At 74.9% G+C, this 16,590-nt stretch carries 14 protein-coding genes and 2 pseudogenes; 5 read left to right on the forward strand and 11 right to left on the reverse strand.

The window, feature by feature from the left end; all coding sequences use genetic code 11:
- Positions 1-55 precede the first annotated feature (55 nt).
- Positions 56-1,285, forward strand: a complete 1,230-nt coding sequence (locus O7599_RS36180; protein WP_281619836.1) for a PLP-dependent transferase — start codon at positions 56-58, stop codon at positions 1,283-1,285.
- Here the strand turns inward: O7599_RS36180 and O7599_RS36185 are convergent.
- The 3 genes and pseudogenes from O7599_RS36185 to O7599_RS36195 form a co-directional block, all read right to left on the reverse strand.
- Positions 1,227-1,709: pseudogene (locus tag O7599_RS36185) on the reverse strand (GNAT family N-acetyltransferase); the annotation flags it as partial. The gene O7599_RS36180 and the pseudogene O7599_RS36185 overlap by 59 nt on opposite strands.
- A gap of 272 nt (positions 1,710-1,981) precedes the next feature.
- Complete coding sequence (locus tag O7599_RS36190; protein WP_281619837.1) at positions 1,982-2,491, reverse strand: DUF1990 domain-containing protein; 510 nt, start codon at positions 2,489-2,491, stop codon at positions 1,982-1,984.
- A 63-nt stretch (positions 2,492-2,554) separates the two neighbouring features.
- Positions 2,555-4,126: an alkaline phosphatase D family protein gene (locus tag O7599_RS36195; protein ID WP_281619838.1), complete on the reverse strand. Its 1,572-nt coding sequence runs from the start codon at positions 4,124-4,126 to the stop codon at positions 2,555-2,557.
- Between the two features lie 186 nt (positions 4,127-4,312).
- On the opposite strand from O7599_RS36195, the gene sigJ reads away from it, so the two are divergent.
- Positions 4,313-5,203, forward strand: a complete 891-nt coding sequence (sigJ, locus tag O7599_RS36200) for an RNA polymerase sigma factor SigJ (protein WP_281619839.1) — start codon at positions 4,313-4,315, stop codon at positions 5,201-5,203.
- 56 nt (positions 5,204-5,259) lie between these two features.
- Here sigJ and O7599_RS36205 read toward each other — a convergent pair whose 3' ends face one another.
- Complete coding sequence (locus tag O7599_RS36205) at positions 5,260-6,006, reverse strand: SDR family oxidoreductase (protein ID WP_281619840.1); 747 nt, start codon at positions 6,004-6,006, stop codon at positions 5,260-5,262.
- A 166-nt stretch (positions 6,007-6,172) separates the two neighbouring features.
- Between O7599_RS36205 and O7599_RS36210 the strand changes: the two genes are divergently transcribed.
- Positions 6,173-6,907, forward strand: coding sequence for a GntR family transcriptional regulator (locus tag O7599_RS36210; protein ID WP_281619841.1), 735 nt, complete (start codon positions 6,173-6,175; stop codon positions 6,905-6,907).
- Between the two features lie 121 nt (positions 6,908-7,028).
- Here O7599_RS36210 and O7599_RS36215 read toward each other — a convergent pair whose 3' ends face one another.
- Genes O7599_RS36215 through O7599_RS36225 form a run of 3 tightly spaced genes read right to left on the reverse strand, consistent with a single transcriptional unit; the run spans position 7,029 to position 10,139 of the window.
- Positions 7,029-8,186: an ROK family transcriptional regulator gene (locus tag O7599_RS36215; protein WP_281619842.1), complete on the reverse strand. Its 1,158-nt coding sequence runs from the start codon at positions 8,184-8,186 to the stop codon at positions 7,029-7,031.
- Positions 8,187-8,230: 44 nt separating this feature from the next.
- Positions 8,231-8,890 carry a response regulator transcription factor gene (locus O7599_RS36220; protein WP_281619843.1) on the reverse strand — a complete coding sequence of 220 codons (660 nt, stop codon included), beginning with the start codon at positions 8,888-8,890 and terminating at the stop codon, positions 8,231-8,233.
- 4 nt (positions 8,891-8,894) lie between these two features.
- Positions 8,895-10,139, reverse strand: a complete 1,245-nt coding sequence (locus O7599_RS36225; RefSeq protein ID WP_281619844.1) for a histidine kinase — start codon at positions 10,137-10,139, stop codon at positions 8,895-8,897.
- 100 nt (positions 10,140-10,239) lie between these two features.
- Between O7599_RS36225 and O7599_RS36230 the strand changes: the two are divergent.
- Both O7599_RS36230 and O7599_RS36235 read left to right on the forward strand, forming a co-directional pair.
- Positions 10,240-10,899 (forward strand): annotated as a pseudogene (locus O7599_RS36230) (ATP-binding cassette domain-containing protein); the annotation flags it as partial.
- Between the two features lie 88 nt (positions 10,900-10,987).
- Positions 10,988-11,728, forward strand: coding sequence for an ABC transporter permease (locus O7599_RS36235; RefSeq protein WP_281619845.1), 741 nt, complete (start codon positions 10,988-10,990; stop codon positions 11,726-11,728).
- 39 nt (positions 11,729-11,767) lie between these two features.
- Here the strand turns inward: O7599_RS36235 and purB are convergent, their stop codons facing one another.
- The 4 genes from purB to O7599_RS36255 form a co-directional block, all read right to left on the reverse strand.
- The gene (purB, locus tag O7599_RS36240) at positions 11,768-13,207 is read right to left on the reverse strand and encodes an adenylosuccinate lyase (RefSeq protein ID WP_281619846.1); all 1,440 of its coding nucleotides are present in this window, start codon (positions 13,205-13,207) and stop codon (positions 11,768-11,770) included.
- A 95-nt stretch (positions 13,208-13,302) separates the two neighbouring features.
- Positions 13,303-14,076, reverse strand: a complete 774-nt coding sequence (locus O7599_RS36245; RefSeq protein WP_281619847.1) for an SGNH/GDSL hydrolase family protein — start codon at positions 14,074-14,076, stop codon at positions 13,303-13,305.
- A gap of 57 nt (positions 14,077-14,133) precedes the next feature.
- Positions 14,134-15,147: a hemolysin family protein gene (locus tag O7599_RS36250; protein ID WP_281619848.1), complete on the reverse strand. Its 1,014-nt coding sequence runs from the start codon at positions 15,145-15,147 to the stop codon at positions 14,134-14,136.
- Positions 15,144-16,547, reverse strand: a complete 1,404-nt coding sequence (locus O7599_RS36255) for a hemolysin family protein (protein ID WP_281619849.1) — start codon at positions 16,545-16,547, stop codon at positions 15,144-15,146. Before O7599_RS36255 ends, O7599_RS36250 begins: the two co-directional genes overlap by 4 nt.
- Positions 16,548-16,590 lie beyond the last annotated feature (43 nt).

Below are 16,590 nucleotides of genomic sequence, written 5' to 3' on the forward strand. Positions count from 1 at the left end.
GAACGTAGCACGGGGACCGACCGCCCGGCCCCGCAGGAGATTCAGCATCGGAAGCATGGAGATCCCGACGCGTTCACTCGCCACCGAGGCCGTGCACGCAGGGCGCGAAGACCTCGCCGCCCTCGGCCTGCACGCCGCCCCGCTCGACCTGTCCACGACCTACCCGTCTCCCGACAGCAGGGGCGAGGCCGCCCGCATCGACGAGTTCGCCGCCACCGGCGCCCCGCTCGAAGGACCGCAGGTCTACGGACGGCTCGGCAACCCCACCGTCGCCCGCTTCGAACGGGCCCTGGCCCGGCTGGAAGGCACCGAGTCGGCCGTCGCGTTCGCCAGCGGGATGGCGGCCCTCACCGCCTGCCTGCTGGTACGCGGCGGCCTCGGCCTGCGGCACGTCGTCGCCGTCCGGCCGCTCTACGGGTGCAGCGACCACCTGCTCGACAGCGGGCTGCTCGGCACCGAGGTGACCTGGACGGACCCGGCGGGCGTCGCCGACGCCCTGCGCCCGGACACCGGCCTGGTGCTCGTCGAGACCCCCGCGAACCCCACGCTCGCCGAGACGGACCTCCGGGCCGTCGCGTACTCCTGCGGCTCGGTCCCGCTGCTCGTGGACAACACCTTCGCCACCCCCGTCCTGCAGCGCCCCGCCGAGCACGGCGCCCGGCTCGTGCTGCACAGCGCCACCAAGTACCTCGGCGGCCACGGCGACGTGATGGGCGGCGTCGTCGCCTGCGACGAGGAACTGGCCGGCGCGCTGCGCCGGATCCGCTTCGCCACCGGCGGCGTGCTGCACCCGCTCGCCGGGTATCTGCTGCTGCGCGGCCTGTCGACCCTTCCGGTACGGGTACGGGCCCAGTCCCGGGCCGCCGCGGAACTGGCCCGCCGGCTCGCCGGCCACCCGGCCGTCACCCGGGTGCGCTACCCGCGGCTCGGCGGCGCGATGGTCGCCTTCGAGGTGCACGGCGACCCGCACGCGGTCATCGCCGCCGTGCGGCTGATCACCCCGGCGGTGAGCCTCGGCAGCGTCGACACCCTCATCCAGCACCCGGGTTCGATCAGCCACCGCATCGTCGACCCGGCCGACCGCCGCTCGGGCGGGATCGGCGAGAAGCTGCTGCGGATGTCGGTCGGGCTGGAGGACGTGGACGACCTGTGGGCCGACCTGAGCGCGGCGCTCGACGCGGGCGCGGCGGGCGCGGACCCCGCCGAGGAGGCGGACCGCGCCGCCCTCAGCAGCGTCCCGCAGGACCCGCCGCGGGGACGAGCCGCTCGTCCAGGTGCGCGGTGACGACCAACGTGGCCCCGTCCACCTGGTAGTCCAGCGGCACACCGCTCTTGCGCACGGTGGCGGCCATGGCGGCGTCCAGCGACCGCGCCACCACGTACACGCTGCCGTACCCCATGCCCGCGGCCGTCGCCAGCAGCCGCCGCAGCAGGTCCGTGCCGAGCCCGCGGCGCTGCCAGGCGTCCTCCACGAGCAGCGCCACCTCCGCCTCGTCGTCGTCCCACAGCAGGTGCCCGAGGGCCACCAGCCGGCCGCCGGCCGTCTCCACGGCCAGCGTCCGGCCGAAGTGCGGGCTCAGCAGGTGCCGCAGGTAGCCGTCGGCCTCGCCGGGCGGGCCCTGGTAGCGCATGGCCAGAGTCCGCCGGGAGCAGCGCTGGTGCATGGCCAGCGCCGCGTCGTGGTCCTCGGGCCCCGCCTCGCGGACCGTGAACGGGCTGGCCGCGCGCGGGCCCGTGGCGGGGCGGCGGTAGGGCGGGCGCGCCGCGGGGCGGCAGTCCGGCAGGGGGCGGGGCCCGGCGCCCGCCCGGCCCACGGCGGCGATCGTGTACGGGCCCGGCGCCGCGGGCGCGCGCCGCGGTCCCTTCTCCGTCGGTGCGGTGTGATCGGCCATGAACTCCAGCTTTCCGGACGGGTATTGCGTGATCAAGAACGAGTTGTGACCGGATGGTAAAGGGTGAATCGGTCCTAAGGGGGCAGTTTTCAGCCGACGTTCGCGAGCCGCCGCAGTACCCGGCCGCAGCGCCGTGCGTACCCGCGCTGGAAGACGCCGAGGAGCGGTCCCATGGTTGCCACCCACCTCGCGGCCGGACGGCTGTACGCCGTGACGGTCAGCCAGACGGCGCCGTCCTCCGCCCACTCCACGACGAACGCCTCCTCACCCGTCTCCGGGTGCCCCGCCAGCGTCCCGTACCCGAAGCCGCCGCGCCGCTCGCCCCGTTCCGCCCACACCACGCGGCAGGGGGCGAGGATGCGCAGCGGGCGCCGCCCGAGGCCGACGACCAGCCGCACGCCGGGCTCGGCGCTCGGGCCCTCCGCGTCTATGGTGACCCCGACCGCCCGGTGCATCCGGAACGTCAGCACCGCCTCCGTCGCCGCCCGGTACGCCCGCGCGCCGGAGCCGACGCGGGTACGGACCGCGAAGGCGTCGAAGCCCGCGGGCCTGCGGCCCTCGCGGGTGGCGCCGACCGGGGCATACGTGAAGTCGTCCACGTCCCGCAGCGTACGCGTCGGCCGGCGACGTGCCCGCCGCGGGACGCCCCGCGGACGCTCCCGCTACTGGCCGACGAGCCCCGGCCGCAGCACCTTCGTGAACAGCACCGCGCCGCCCTCCTCGCGCAGCCGTACCGTCAGCTCGCGGCTGCCGCCGTCGATCTGCACCTCGCCGTAGAACTGGAAGCCCTGGCTCGGCGCCACGTTGGCCGCCTCCGGCGCCTTGAGGAACACCCGCTCCGGGCCGAACGTGCCGTCCAGCGCGCTGCCCGGGAAAGCGCCCGCGTGCAGCGGCCCGGTGACGAACTCCCAGAACGGGGCGAAGTCCGTGAACGCCGCCCGGGCCGGGTCGTAGTGCTGCGCGGAGGTGTGGTGCACGTCCGCGGTCAGCCACACCGTGCCCGTGATCCTCGCGTGCTTGATGTACCGCAGCAGCTCCGCGATCTGCAGCTCCCGCCCCAGCGGCGCGCCCGGGTCGCCCTGCGCGATCGCCTCGAAGGCCGTCGTGCCGTCCGGCACGACCAGGCCGAGCGGCATGTCGGAGGCGATGACCTTCCACTCCGCGCGCGAGCGCCGCAGCTCCCGCTTCAGCCAGGCCAGTTGCTCGCGCCCGAGGATGCCGTGCACGTCGTCCGGGGCGAGCCCGTCGGAGTTGGCGTTCCGGTACGTGCGCATGTCCAGCACGAACACGTCGAGCAGCGGCCCGTACGAGACCCTGCGGTAGACCCGGCCGGCGCCGTCGGGGCGCAGCGTCGACACGGGGAAGTACTCGGCGAACGCGCGCCGGGCGCGGGCCGCGAGCACGTCGGCGCGGCGCTCCGTGTAGCGCTCGTCGGTGAGGATCTCGCCGGGGTACCAGTTGTTGACCACCTCGTGGTCGTCCCACTGCACCACGATCGGCACCTGCGCGTTGAAGCGGCGCACGTTCGCGTCGAGCAGGTTGTAGCGGAACTGACCGCGGTACTCGGCGAGCGTCTCGGCGACCTTCGCCTTCTCCTCGGTGACCAGATTGCGCCACACCGTGCCGTCGGGCAGCGGCACTTCGGCGGTCAGCGGTCCGTCCGCGTATACGGTGTCGCCGCTGTGCAGGAAGAAGTCGGGATCGAGCCGCTGCATCTCGCCGTACACGCGGTAGCCGCCGCGGTCGGGGTTGATGCCCCAGCCCTGGCCCGCGACGTCGCCGGACCAGACGAAGCGCACGTCCCCGCGGCGTCCCGGGGCCGTACGGAACGTGCCCGCGACCGGCTCGCCCGAGCGGCGCGGATCGTCCACGTCCTCCAGCACCACCCGGTAGTGCACCTGCTCCCCGGGCGGCAGCCCGTGCAGCCGTACGGTACCGGTGTAGTCGGTGCCCGGGCCGAGCAGCGGGCCGCGGCGGCGGTGCACCTTGCGGAAGGAGTCCGTCGCGGAGGTCTCCACGACCATCCGCGCCGGGCGGTCGGCCCGTACCCACACGGTGCCGCCCCCGGCCGTCACATCGCCCACCTGGACGCCCCAGGCGGCCCCCGGCCGGCCCGAAAGCGCCTGCGCGGGGGCGCCGCCCGACAGCGTGGGCACCGCCAGCGCGGCGGATGCGGCGAGGCCGCCGCGCAGCACCGACCGGCGCGCGGGGCCGCCGTTCGCTCTGTCTCCCATGTTCACCTGGGTCTCCCGTCGACGTGCGGATCGTCGTGCGCCGTCAGACCTACCGGCGTGTGTTGCCCATGACGCGAACGACAAGTGAACAACCGCCCCCGCGGCAGACGGAAGCGCGCCGCGCGGGGGGCGCCCGTCCAGCGGCCGGATTGGACAGAGGGGTGTCTCGTCAGGTGATATGTAGAGGTGGCATACGGTACCGAAGTCGACGTCTTCGAGGAGCACCGATCCGTCCTGATGGGGGTGGCGTACCGCATGCTCGGCGAGTTCGCCGATGCCGAGGACGTCGTGCAGGACGCCTGGCTGCGCTGGTCGTCCGCGGACCGCGACAACGTCCGTGACGCGCGCGGCTATCTGGTGCGCATCGTCACCCACCTCTCGCTGGACCGGCTTCGGCAGACGCAGGCGCGGCGGGAGGCGTACGTCGGCCCCTGGCTCCCCGAGCCGCTGGCCACCGACTTCCTCAGCGAGACGCTGCCGGACAGCTCGGAGCGGGCGCTGCTCGCCGAGTCGGTGACGCTGGCGATGCTCGTGGTGATGGAGTCGCTGTCGCCGCTGGAGCGGGCCGTCTTCGTGCTCCGGGAGGCATTCGGCTTCCCGTACGCGGAGATCGGCGCGATGCTCGACCGCTCCGACGAGGCCGTACGCCAGCTCGCCGGCCGCGCCCGGCGGCACGTCACGCAGCGCAAGCCGCGCTACGACGTAGACACCGCCGCGCAGCGCGACATCACGGAACGGTTCCTCGAAGCCGCCGCCGGCGGCGACATGGAGGGGCTGATGGCGCTGCTGGCCCCGGACGTGGACGTGATATCGGACACCGGCGGCAAGGCCAAGGCGCCGCGGCGCGTCGTCGAGGGCGCCGAGAACGCGGCCCGCGTCTTCATCGGCGGCGCGGACGGCAACGAGAAGGCGGCTCAGCCGCAGCTCCTCTTCCGCGAGATCAACGGCCAGCCCGGGCTGCTGGTCCTGTCGGACGGCGAGCTGGACACGGTCATGGTCCCGATGTTCCGGGACGGCCGGATCGCCCGCATCTACATCATCCGCAACCCGGAGAAGCTCGGCGGCGTGCGCGTCTAGCGGCGCCCTCGCCGCGCCGGCACGGCAAGGGCTGGTCCCCGGGTCGGGAAGAGCCGTCAGAGACCGCCGGAGACCCGCAGCACCGCGCCCGTGGTGTACGACGCCTCCTCGGACAGCAGCCACGCCACCGCGCCGGCGATCTCCTCGGGCTCCCCGGGCCGGCGCATCGGCACCCGCTCCGGGTTGCGCCACGGCCGCTCCGGGTCGCCCATCGCCGCGTGCATGTCGGTGACGGTCATTCCGGGCTGCACCGAGTTGACGCGTACGCCCTCGGGCCCCAACTCCTTGGCCAGACCGACGGACATGGCGTCCACGGCGGCCTTGCTCGCCGCGTAGTGCACGTACTCGCCGGGGCTGCCCAGGGTGGCCGCGCCCGAGGAGACGGTGACGATCGCGCCGCCGCCGCCCCCGTGCCGGGTGGACATCTCGCGCACCGCGCGCCGGGTGCAGATGAACGTGCCCATCACGTTGACGTCCAGCACCCGGCGCATCACGTCGAGGGTCGTCTCGTCGAACCGGCCCAGCGGCCCGGTGATCCCGGCGTTGTTCACCAGGCCCGTGACCGGCCCCAGGCGCTCGCGGGCGGTGTCGAACAGGGTGTCGACCTGTCCGGCGTCGCTGACGTCGGCCCGTACGGCCACGCACGCCACCCCCTCGGCGCGCACCTCGGCCGCCACTCCCTCCGCCGCGGCCTCCGCCCGCTCGTACGCCAGGGCGACGGCGTGACCGGCACGGGCCAGTCTCCGCACGATCGCCGCGCCGATGCCGCGGCTGCCCCCGGTGACCACCGTGACCTGCTTCATCGCTGCCTTTCCGCCGTCCGTCGGATGCCGGACGGACGGTACCCCAGGGCGATTGGTCTTGACCAAGTCCGGGTGGCGACCTACTGTCGGCAAGAGATACTGCAACAACCTTTCATAAACAACCGCGCATAAAGGCGGCCAGGCCGACGGGGATTGCGAGGATCAGGTGGGGACCACGCAGCCGGACACCGTGACCGAGCTGAAGTACTGGCATCTCAAGGGCGTGATCAGCGAGGCGCTGGAGTCGGAGTTCTCGGTAGGGGAGATCCTGCCCAACGAGCGCGAGCTGGCGGCCCGCTTCGGCGTCGCCCGCGCGACCCTGCGGCAGGCGCTCGATCAGTTGGAGCTGGAGGGCCGGCTGCAGCGCAGGCGGGGCGTCGGTACGACGGTCGCGCCGCCGCGCGTCGGCGTCCCGGTGGGCTCCCCGCGGCAGATGTGGCCGGGCGAGGCAGACGACGGCTGGGAGGCCGTCGACGCCGCCGCGGTCGCGGCGCCCGCGGCCATCGCGCGCATGCTCGGCACCGAAGCGACGGAGCCGGTGCACCGGGTGCACCGCTCCCGCAGCCGCAACGGGCAGCCGGTCGCGGCCGAGCTGATCTACGTGCCGGGCGTCTCCGCGCCCGGCTTCAGCCGTGGCGACGCCTCCGTGGGCGCCGTCCGCGCCCGCGCCGTGCTGCACGAGCTGCACCGGCTGCCGCTGGAAGGCCAGGACCGCACCGTCGAGCTGGGCTCGGCGCGCGCGGAGGACGCCCGCGAGCTGGACCGCCTGCCGGGCGCCCCGGTTCTCGTGGTCACCACGCGCTACGTCTCCAGGGGGCGCACCGCCGCCGTCGCGGTGTCCACGTACCGCGCGGACACCTGCCGCCTCACCCTCGACGCGGACGCGGTGCTGGCGAGCTGAGCCGCCGCCCCCGTCGTACGCACCGGGCGGGACACCCTCGTCCGGAGACGGCGACCGCGGGCAGAAGGAAACCGCGGGCAGAAGGCCGGGCCGGGAGGCCACACCCCGCCCGGCCCGCCGGTCACCGGCGCGCCGTGACCGTGCTCTCCACGGCGAACAGCTCCTCGTCGAGGTGGTCCAGGGCCAGCCGCAGCGCGCCCGTGGCCACCGCCGCCTCGCCCAGCAGCGACAGCACGACCTCCGGGGGCCTGAGGCAGTAGCGGGCCAGCTCGGCGTGGAGCGGCTCCAGTACGTCGTCCACGCCGGCCGCCCAGCCGCCGATCACCACCAGCTCCGGGTCGAGGGCCAGCACCAGCGCGGCGACGTCGTGCACCAGCCGCTGCATGAACCGGTCCACGGCCCGCCGCGCCCGCTTGTCGCCGTCCTGCGCCAGCGAGAAGACCTCCGCCACCGCCGGCTCGTCCAGCGGGTGCAGCGGCTCACCGGTGACGCTGAGCAGCTTCTCCGGCGTCGCCTCCCGGCCCAGCAGGTGCAGCGCCCCGATCTCGCCGGCCGCGCCGCCGAAGCCGCGGTGCAGCCGCCCGCCGATCAGCGACCCGGCGCCCGGGCTCAGCCCGGCGCGGACGAAGACCACGTCCGCCGAGTGCCGCGCGGCGCCCTTCCAGTGCTCGGCGACGGCCGCCGTGTTCGCGTCGTTCTCCACCAGCACCGGGCAGCGGAACGAACGGCTCAGCCGCTCCGCGAGGTTGAGGCCCGTCCAGCCGGGCAACGCCGTGCTGAGGCGCACCATGCCGTCCGCCTCCACGATGCCGGGGCTGCCGACGCCCACCGCGCGCAGCGTGCTGCGCGCCACGCCGGTCCGCCGCAGCACCTCCTGCACCACGGCCCGTACGGCCGCCAGTCGGTCGTCGGCCTCCGCGGCCTCGGCCACGGTGCGCGACGCCGAGCCGCGCAGCCGGCCGTCGAGGTCGGAGAGGAGCACGGAGACCCGGTGCGGGCCGATCTCGATGCCCAGCAGATGACCCGACTCGGCATGGAAGCGGAACTTGCGCGCTGGCCGGCCCTGGCGCCGCGTCGTGCCCTCCTCGGCCGCGGCCTCCACCACCAGACCGCTGGCGGCCAGGCCCTCCAGCACGCCGTCCAGGGTCGGCCGCGACAGCCCCGTGGTACGGACCAGGTCGGTCAGCGTCGCCGAGCCCGCGTCGCGCAGCGCGCGCAGGACGACGGCGGAGTTGATCCGCCGCAGCAGGGACGGGTCCCCGCCGGTGAGCTGCGCCAACGTCAGCCTCCCTGAGGGTGGTTCCGGATAGCGGATCGTATCCGCTATCCGGCCGCGCCGGGAGCGACGAACCCCGACTCGTACGCCGTGATCACCGCCTGCGTCCGGTCCCGGGCCCCCAGCTTCGCCAGCAGCGCACTGACGTGCGATTTGACCGTCTCGGTGCCGAGCACCAGCTCCGCGGCGATCTCGGCGTTCGTCAGTCCGCGGGCGATCAGCCGCAGCACCTCGCCCTCCCGGTCGGTCAGCCGCGCCGCGGCCACCGCCGTGCGCGCCTCCTCGTTGACGTGCCCGGCGGCCAGCGACCGCAGCGCGGCCGGGAACAGCAGCGAGCCGCCCTCGGCGACCAGGCGTACCGCGTGCACGATCTCCGCCGGCCGGGCCCGCTTGAGCAGGAAGCCGTCAGCGCCGGCGCGCAGCGCCCCGTACACGTACTGGTCCTCCTCGAAGGTGGTCACGACGAGGATCTTCGGCGGCTCCGGGAAGGCGCGGAGCACCGCCCGGGTGGCCTCGATGCCGTCCATCAGCGGCATCCGCACGTCCATCGCGACGACGTCCGGCGCCAGTCGCCGTACGAGCGGGATCACCGCCGCGCCGTCGGCCGCCTCACCGGCCACCTCGATGTCCGGCTGCGCTTCGAGGATCGCCCGCAGCCCGGCGCGGACCAGGGCGTCGTCGTCGACGAGGAGGACGGAGACGGACACGGCGTCACTGTATCGGCAGCGTGACCCGCACCCTCCACTCGCCGTCGCGGGGGCCGGCGACGGCCTCGCCGCCCAGGAGTGCGGCGCGCTCGCGGATGCCGCGAAGCCCGCTGCCGCCGGGTCCGGGAGCCGCCGCCGTCGTCGCCGCGGGCAGCTTGTTGCGTACGGACAGCTCCAGCACGTCCGCCGAGGCCGCGATGCGGACCGTGACCGGGACCGGGCCGGCGTGCCGCAGCACGTTCGTCAGGCACTCCTGCACGATGCGGTACCCCTCCCGCGACACCGGCCCCGGCACCGACTCCAGCGGCCCCTCGATCTCGGCACTGATCGCGGCGCCGGCGCCGCGCGCGGAGGCCACCAGCCGCTCCGCCTCGGCCAGCCCCGGCCGCCGGGACGGCGGGGCGGCGTCCTGGCGCAGCAGCCGCAGCACCCGCTCCAGGTCCTCCAGCGCCTCCCGGCCGGTGTCCTCGATCGCGCGCAGCGCCCGCTCGGTGAACTCGGGCGACCCCGCCGCCCGGGCGGCGCCGGCCTGCACCACGGCGACGGTCAGCGCGTGCCCGATGGTGTCGTGCAGCTCGCGGGCCAGCCGGTTGTGCTCCAGAAGACGTTCGGTGCGCTCCTCCAGCGCGGTCAGCCGCTCGGCGGCCGAGGGGCCCAGCAGCCGGGGCGCCAGGGCCGCGACCAGCGAGCCGAAGGCCCAGGCGAGCGCGAGCGACGCCGCCACCGGGACCGGGGCGAGCAGCGGGTACGCACCGTGCCATCTGCCCGGGAGGGGCAGGACGTCCGAGTCGAACCACCGCCACTGGGAGGCGGAGGTCAGCGCCACGGCGAGGAAGACGCCCTGGGCGGTGGTCACGGCGGCCACGAACCCCAGCCACATCCGCAGCACCAGCCAGGCGAAGACCCGGCCGCGGTCGCTCCAGGCGACGGCAGGCGTGTGCGCGAGCCGCGGCTCCCGCCGCTCCTCCCGGGCGTGCGGCCCCGGGAACAGCAGCAGCCGGGCCTGCATGGCCTCCAGGACCCGGGTCGCGGGGACCGCCGCGGCGACGGCGAGGAGCGGGACCGGGGCGAGGGCGAGGAAGCCGTAGCCGAGCAGGGCCGGCCCGTCGTCCGGCCCCAGGACGAACGCGCCCAGCAGGGGCAGTGCCGCGGCGATCAGCAGGTGCAGCAACCGCGTGTACGTCACCGCCCGCAGCGCCGGCCGCAGCGGGCGGGGGAGGGACCGGGTGGTTCGTGGCACGCCGTCCATCGTGCCAGCGCCGTCCGGGGCGCGGCTCCCCCGCACGGGGGAGGGCGAACCCGCGCGCGGGGGAGGCCCCGGCACCGCCCCGACCGGCAGCGTGGCCCGTATGACAGCAGCAACAGCCATCGAGGTCCGCGACCTGACCAAGGACTACGGGGACGTCCGGGCCCTCGACGCCCTGACGTTCACCGTCCGGCCCGGCCGCGTCACCGGCTTCCTCGGCCCCAACGGCGCCGGCAAGTCCACCACCATGCGCCTCGTCCTCGGCCTGGACCGGGCCACCTCCGGCACCGCCACCGTCGGCGGCCGGCCGTACCCGGAGCTGGCCGACCCCCTCCGGCACGTGGGCGCCCTCCTCGACGCGCAGGCCGCGCACGGCTCCCGCACCGGCCGCGCGCACCTGCGCGCGCTGGCCGCGAGCAACGGCCTGCCGGACGCCCGCGTCACCGAGGTGCTGCGGCTGACCGGGATCGAGTCCGCCGCGGGCCGGCGGGTACGGACGTACTCGCTCGGCATGCGCCAGCGCCTCGGCATCGCCGCCGCGCTGCTCGGCGACCCGCCCGTGCTGCTGCTGGACGAGCCGTCCAACGGGCTCGACCCCGAGGGCATCGTGTGGATCCGGGGGCTGCTGCGCCGGCTGGCCGACGACGGCCGCACCGTGCTCGTCTCCAGCCACCTGATGGCGGAGACCGCCGCGTTTGCCGACCACCTCGTGGTGCTCGGCCGCGGCCGGCTCCTCGCCGACTCGCCGCTGGCGGAGTTCGTGGCGGGCCGGACCGACCTGGAGGAGGCGTACCTCCGGCTGACCGCCTCGGCGGCGGAGTTCACCAGCGAGACGAAGGAGTCCTGAGACGATGAGTGCCACCGCCGTACTCCGCTCCGAGTGGATCAAGATCACGACGCTGCGCGGCACCGTGTGGTCGCTGGCCTGCATCCTGCTCGCCACCGCCGGCTTCGGGATCCTCGCCAACGCCACCCTCGGCGGCGCCGAGTCCGAGGAGCGCGACTTCGACCCGCTGTTCTCCGTCCTCGTGGGCATCGGCCCCGGGCAGATCGCCGCGATCGTCTTCGGCACGCTCGCGGTCTCCTCCGAGTACCAGAGCGGACTGATCCGCGCCACGCTCGCCGCGGTGCCGCGGCGCGGGCTGCTCTACGGTGCCAAGCTCGTGCACGTCGGCGGGCTCGCGCTCGCCGTCGGGCTGGTGACCACCCTCGTGTCGTTCCTCGCCGGCGGCGCCGCCCTCGGCGACCGGGCGCTCGGCCTCGGCGACGCCGCCGCCGTGCGCGGCGTCGTGGGCGGCGCGGTCTACCTGGCGCTCATGGCGCTGCTCGCCGCGGGGCTCGCCGCCGTGCTGCGCAGCGGCATCGCGGTGCTGGGCATCCTGATCCCGTTCGTGCTGGTGGTGTCCATGGTGCTCGGCACCGGGTCGTCGGCGGGCGTCGCGGACTACCTGCCGGACCGCGCGGGTCAGCAGGTGATCTACGCCGACCCGCCGACCGACGTGCCGCCGCTCGCGGGGCTGGCCGTGACCGCGCTCTGGACCGGGGCGGCCGTGCTGGCCGGCTGGTGGACGCTGCGGCGGCGGGACGCGTAGCCGCGGAGGCGGGGGCTCAGGGAGCCGGGGCGGGCGGTGTCACAGGATCGCCCCGGGCGCGTACCCCGCCGCCTCCGGGTGCCGCTTCACGACCTCCTCGACCCGCGCCGCCACCGCCGCCACCTGCTCCTCCGCCGCGCCGGTGAACGCCAGCCGGTCCGCCATCAGCGCCTCAAGACGGTCCCGGTCCAGCGGAATGCGGTCGTCGGCGGCGAGCCGGTCGAGGAGTTCGTTGCGCTCTACGCCGCGCTCGCGCATCGCCAGCGCCGCGGCGACCGCGTGCTCCTTGACCGCCTCGTGCGCCTCCTCCCGGCCGACCCCGGCCCGTACCGCCGCCATCAGCACCTTGGTGGTGGCCAGGAACGGAAGGTAGCGGTCCAGCTCGCGGGCGATCACCGCAGGGAATGCGCCGAACTCGTCCAGCACCGTCAGGAACGTCTCCAGCAGCCCGTCGAGCGCGAAGAACGCGTCCGGCAGCGCCACGCGGCGTACCACCGAGCAGGACACGTCACCCTCGTTCCAGGTGTCGCCCGCCAGCTCCGCGGTCATCGAGGCGTACCCGCGCAGGATCACCATCAGGCCGTTCACACGCTCGCAGGAGCGGGTGTTCATCTTGTGCGGCATCGCGGACGAGCCGACCTGGCCCGGCTGGAAGCCCTCGGTGACCAGCTCGTGCCCGGCCATCAGCCGGATCGTCTTCGCCAGCGACGACGGGGCGGCGGCGACCTGCACCAGCGCCGCGACCACGTCGTAGTCGAGCGAGCGCGGGTAGACCTGGCCGACGGAGGTGAAGGCGCGGGCGAAGCCCAGGTGGCCGGCGACCCGGCGCTCCAGCTCCGCCAGCCGCGCGGCGCCCTCCGTGCCGCCGCCGAGCAGGTCGAGCATGTCCTGCGCGGTGCCGACCGGGCCCTTGACGCCGCGCAGCGGGTAGCGCGCGAGCAGGTCCTCGACGCGGCCGTACGCGACCAGCAGCTCGTCGGCGGCCGTGGCGAACCTCTTGCCCAGCGTGGTGGCCTGCGCGGCGACGTTGTGCGAGCGGCCGGCCATCACCAGCCCGGCGTGCTCGCCGGCCAGCCGGCCCAGCCGCGCCAGCACCGCGACCGCGCGGTCGCGGACCAGTTCCAGGGACTGCCGCACCTGCAACTGCTCCACGTTCTCCGTCAGGTCGCGCGAGGTCATGCCCTTGTGGATCTGCTCGTGCCCGGCGAGCGCGTTGAACTCCTCGATCCGGGCCTTCACATCGTGCCGCGTGACCTTCTCGCGCTCGGCGATCGAGGCGAGGTCGACGTCTTCCAGCACGCGCTCGTAGTCCGCGGCGGCCCCCTCGGGCACGTCGATCCCCAGATCGCGCTGGGCGCACAGCACGGCGAGCCACAGGCGGCGCTCCAGGACGACCTTGTGCTCGGGGGACCAGAGGGCGGCCAGCTCGGCGGAGGCGTAGCGGGCGGCCAGGACGTTGGGGATGCGCGGCTTGTTCACGTGGGGAGATTCTACGGGGCCGGGCGGCCGGCCCGCGGCGGCGGACGGCCCGGGCGTACGGAGAGGGAGCCGGCGCCGGTGCGCCGGCTGACGCGTCAGGCGTCGTACGGCAGCAGCTCCGGGCGCTTCGGCGCGCGGCCGTCGCCGGAGGAGCGGCCGGTGAGCCGGCGGTGCACCCAGGGCAGCAGGTGCGTACGGGCGAAGCGGACGTCCGCGGTCCGGCGGGTGAGCCACGGCGGCCGCGGCGCCGGCGGCGGCAGCGGGCCCGTCCAGTCGTACCCGGGAGCCCCGCCCAGCGTCTGCCACACGGCCTCGCCGACCCGGCGGTGGCCCTCCGGCGTCAGGTGCAGCCGGTCGTCGTCCCACAGCCGTACGTCGCGGAGCACGTCGGCGCCGTAGAGGTCGACGACCAGCGCGCCGTGCCGCGCGGCGAGGTCGTCGACGTGCGCGAAGAGCCGTTCCATCCGCGGCCTGACCCGCTCCAGGACCCGGCCGTCGCGCCCCGGGCTGCGCATCAGCACGAGCTGCTTGCAACTCGGTGCCAGCCGCGCCACGGCCTCTTCGAGCACGTCGCACACCCGGTCCATGTCGCAGCGCGGCCGGATCGCGTCGTTGAGGCCGCCGACGAGGGTGATGACGTCGGCCTCCATGGCGGCGGCCCGGTCGACCTGCTCGTCGAGGATCTGGCGGATGAGCTTGCCGCGGACGGCCAGGTTCGCGTAGCGGAAGCCGGGCTGCGCCGCCGCGAGGCGGGCCGCGAGGAGGTCCGCCCAGCCGCGGTAGGAGCCGTCGGGCTGCAGGTCGGACATGCCTTCCGTGAAGGAGTCGCCGACCGCGACGAAACTGGTGTAACGGGCATTCAGGTCCATGGCGCCGCCGATCCTACCCGCCGCCGCGGCCCGTCTCCCCGGCGGCCGGGCCGCAGGTCACGACTGGCTGCCGACCAGCTCGCGGAGCACGTCCTCCATGGTCACCAGGCCCGTCACCCGGCCGTCCGCGTCGGTGACCGCGGTCAGGTGGGTGCGGCTGCGGCGCATGGCGGTCAGCACGTCGTCCAGCGGCGCGCTCGCGCGCACCCGGGCGATGCGGCGCATGGCCGTACGCGGGAACGGCGTCTCGCGGCCGGCGGCGCCGAGGGCGTCCTTGACGTGCAGATAGCCGAGGATCCGGCCGCCGTCGTCCACCACCGGGAAGCGGGAGAAGCCGGATTCCACGGCCAGGGCCTCCAGCGCCTCCGGGGTGACGCCGACGGGCGCGGTCACCACGTGCCCGGTGGGCACCACCACGTCCCCGACGGGGCGGCGGCCCAGCTCCAGCGAGTCGCGCAGCCGCTCGGCCGAGCGGTCGTCGAGCAGCGCCGCCTCCGCGGAGTCCGCCACCATGCGGGCCAGGTCGGCGTCGGAGAACGACGCCGCGACCTCGTCGCGGGTCTGCACGCGCAGCAGCCTGAGCAGCGCGTTGGCGAAGGCGTTGACCGTGAAGACGACGGGGCGCAGTCCGTGGGTGAGCGCGACCAGCGGCGGGCCGAGCAGCAGCGCGGAGCGCACCGGGTCGGCCAGCGCCACGTTCTTCGGCACCATCTCGCCGAGCAGCATGTGCAGGTACGTCGCAACGGCCAGGGCGATGGCGAACGAGATCGGGTGCACGAGACCGTGCGGCACCCCCACGGCGTCGAAGAGCGGCTCCAGCAGGTGCGCGATGGCCGGCTCGGCGACGACGCCGAGGACCAGCGTGCACAGCGTGATGCCGAGCTGGGCCGCCGCCATCAGCGTGGAGACGTGCTCCAGGCCCCAGATCACGCGGCGTGCCCGGCGGTCGCCGTCCTGGGCGTACGGCTCGATCTGGCTGCGCCGCACCGAGATGAGCGCGAACTCCGCGCCTACGAAGAACGCGTTGAGCACGAGCGTCAGCAGCCCGACGAGCAACTGGACGGCGGTCATCGGGGCTCCTCCCTCCCGGTCCCGGTGCCGGTCCCGGTGCCGGTGCCGGTGCTGCCGCGTGCGCCGCCGGGGTCGGCGTCGTCGGGCTCCGGGCCCGGCGGCGGAGCGTGCAGCAGGACGCGCGCCGCGCGCCGCCCGGCCGCGTCCACGACGTCCAGCCGCCAGCCGTCGACGTCCAGCGCGTCGCCGTCGACGGGGATGCGGCCCAGCTCGGTGGCGACCAGCCCGGCCAGCGTCTCGTACGGACCCTCCGGCACCCGCAGGCCGATCTCCGCGAGCTGGTCGGGGCGCACCCCGCCGTCGGCGTCGAAGAGCATCCGGCCGTCCGGGTCCGCACCGCTGGGCAGCAGGTCGGGCGTCTCCAGCGGGTCGTGCTCGTCCCGCACCTGGCCGATGACCTCCTCGACGACGTCCTCCATGGTGACCACCCCGGCGGTGCCGCCGTACTCGTCGATCACGACCGCCATGGAGTGCCTGTCCGTCAGCCGGTCCATCAGGTGGTCGACGGTGAGCGTCTCCGGCACCAGCACCGGGTCCCGCAGCAGCCGGTTCAGCGGGTGGCGGGCGCGGCGGCCGGCGGGGACGCCGAGGACGTCCTTGACGTGCACGTAGCCGAGGACGGAGTCCAGGCTGCCGCGGTAGACGGGGAAGCGGGACAGACCGGTGGCGCGGGAGGCGTCGACGACGTCACCGGCGCTTGCGTCCGCCTCCAGCGCGACGACCTGCATCCGGGGCGTCATCACGTTCTCCGCCGTCAGATTCGCGAGCCCCAGGGTGCGGACGAACAACTCGGCGGTGTCGGCCTCCAGCGAGCCCTTCTTCGCCGAGTGCCGGGCCAGTGCGGCGAGTTCCTGCGGGCTGCGCGCGGAGGCCAGCTCCTCCGCCGGTTCCAGGCCCATCAGCCGCAGCACCCGGTTGGCGGTGTTGTTCAGGTGGCCGATGAACGGGCGGAAGACGGCGCTGAACGTGTGCTGGAAGGCCGAGACGCGCTTGGCCATGGCCAGGGGCCGGGAGATGGCCCAGTTCTTGGGCACCAGCTCGCCGACGACCATGAGCACGACGGTCGACAGCGCCGTGCCCAGCACGAGCGCGACACCGGAGGTGGCCGAGTCCGGTACCCCCACCGCGCGCAGCGGGCCGCGGAGCAGGGCGGCGATGGACGGCTCGGCCAGCATGCCGACGACGAGGTTGGTGACGGTGATGCCGAGCTGCGCGCCGGAGAGCTGGAACGTCAGGCTGCGTACGGCCTGCAGGGCGCTGGCCGCGCCGCGCTCGCCGCGGTCCACGGCCCGCTCCAGCTCCGCTCGCTCCACCGTCGTCAGCGAGAACTCGGCGGCCACGAACAGGCCGCAGGCCAGGCAGAGCGCCAGGGCCAGGACCAGCAGCAGCACCTCGGTCATCGGGTCACCTCCGTCTCATGATCACGCAGGGTCGCGGCGGTCG

The organism is Streptomyces sp. WMMC500 (assembly GCF_027497195.1).
Taxonomy (GTDB): domain Bacteria; phylum Actinomycetota; class Actinomycetes; order Streptomycetales; family Streptomycetaceae; genus Streptomyces.

Excerpts from the sequence above, each read along its gene's own strand:
- O7599_RS36205 (WP_281619840.1), bottom strand. The coding sequence starts at position 6,006 with ATGAAGCAGGTCACGGTGGTCACCGGGGGCAGCCGCGGCATCGGCGCG.
- O7599_RS36245 (WP_281619847.1), bottom strand. The coding sequence starts at position 14,076 with ATGGACCTGAATGCCCGTTACACCAGTTTCGTCGCGGTCGGCGACTCC.
- O7599_RS36235 (WP_281619845.1), top strand. The coding sequence starts at position 10,988 with ATGAGTGCCACCGCCGTACTCCGCTCCGAGTGGATCAAGATCACGACG.
- O7599_RS36180 (WP_281619836.1), top strand. The coding sequence starts at position 56 with ATGGAGATCCCGACGCGTTCACTCGCCACCGAGGCCGTGCACGCAGGG.
- O7599_RS36195 (WP_281619838.1), bottom strand. The coding sequence starts at position 4,126 with ATGGGAGACAGAGCGAACGGCGGCCCCGCGCGCCGGTCGGTGCTGCGC.
- O7599_RS36250 (WP_281619848.1), bottom strand. The coding sequence starts at position 15,147 with ATGACCGCCGTCCAGTTGCTCGTCGGGCTGCTGACGCTCGTGCTCAAC.
- O7599_RS36225 (WP_281619844.1), bottom strand. The coding sequence starts at position 10,139 with ATGGACGGCGTGCCACGAACCACCCGGTCCCTCCCCCGCCCGCTGCGG.
- O7599_RS36255 (WP_281619849.1), bottom strand. The coding sequence starts at position 16,547 with ATGACCGAGGTGCTGCTGCTGGTCCTGGCCCTGGCGCTCTGCCTGGCC.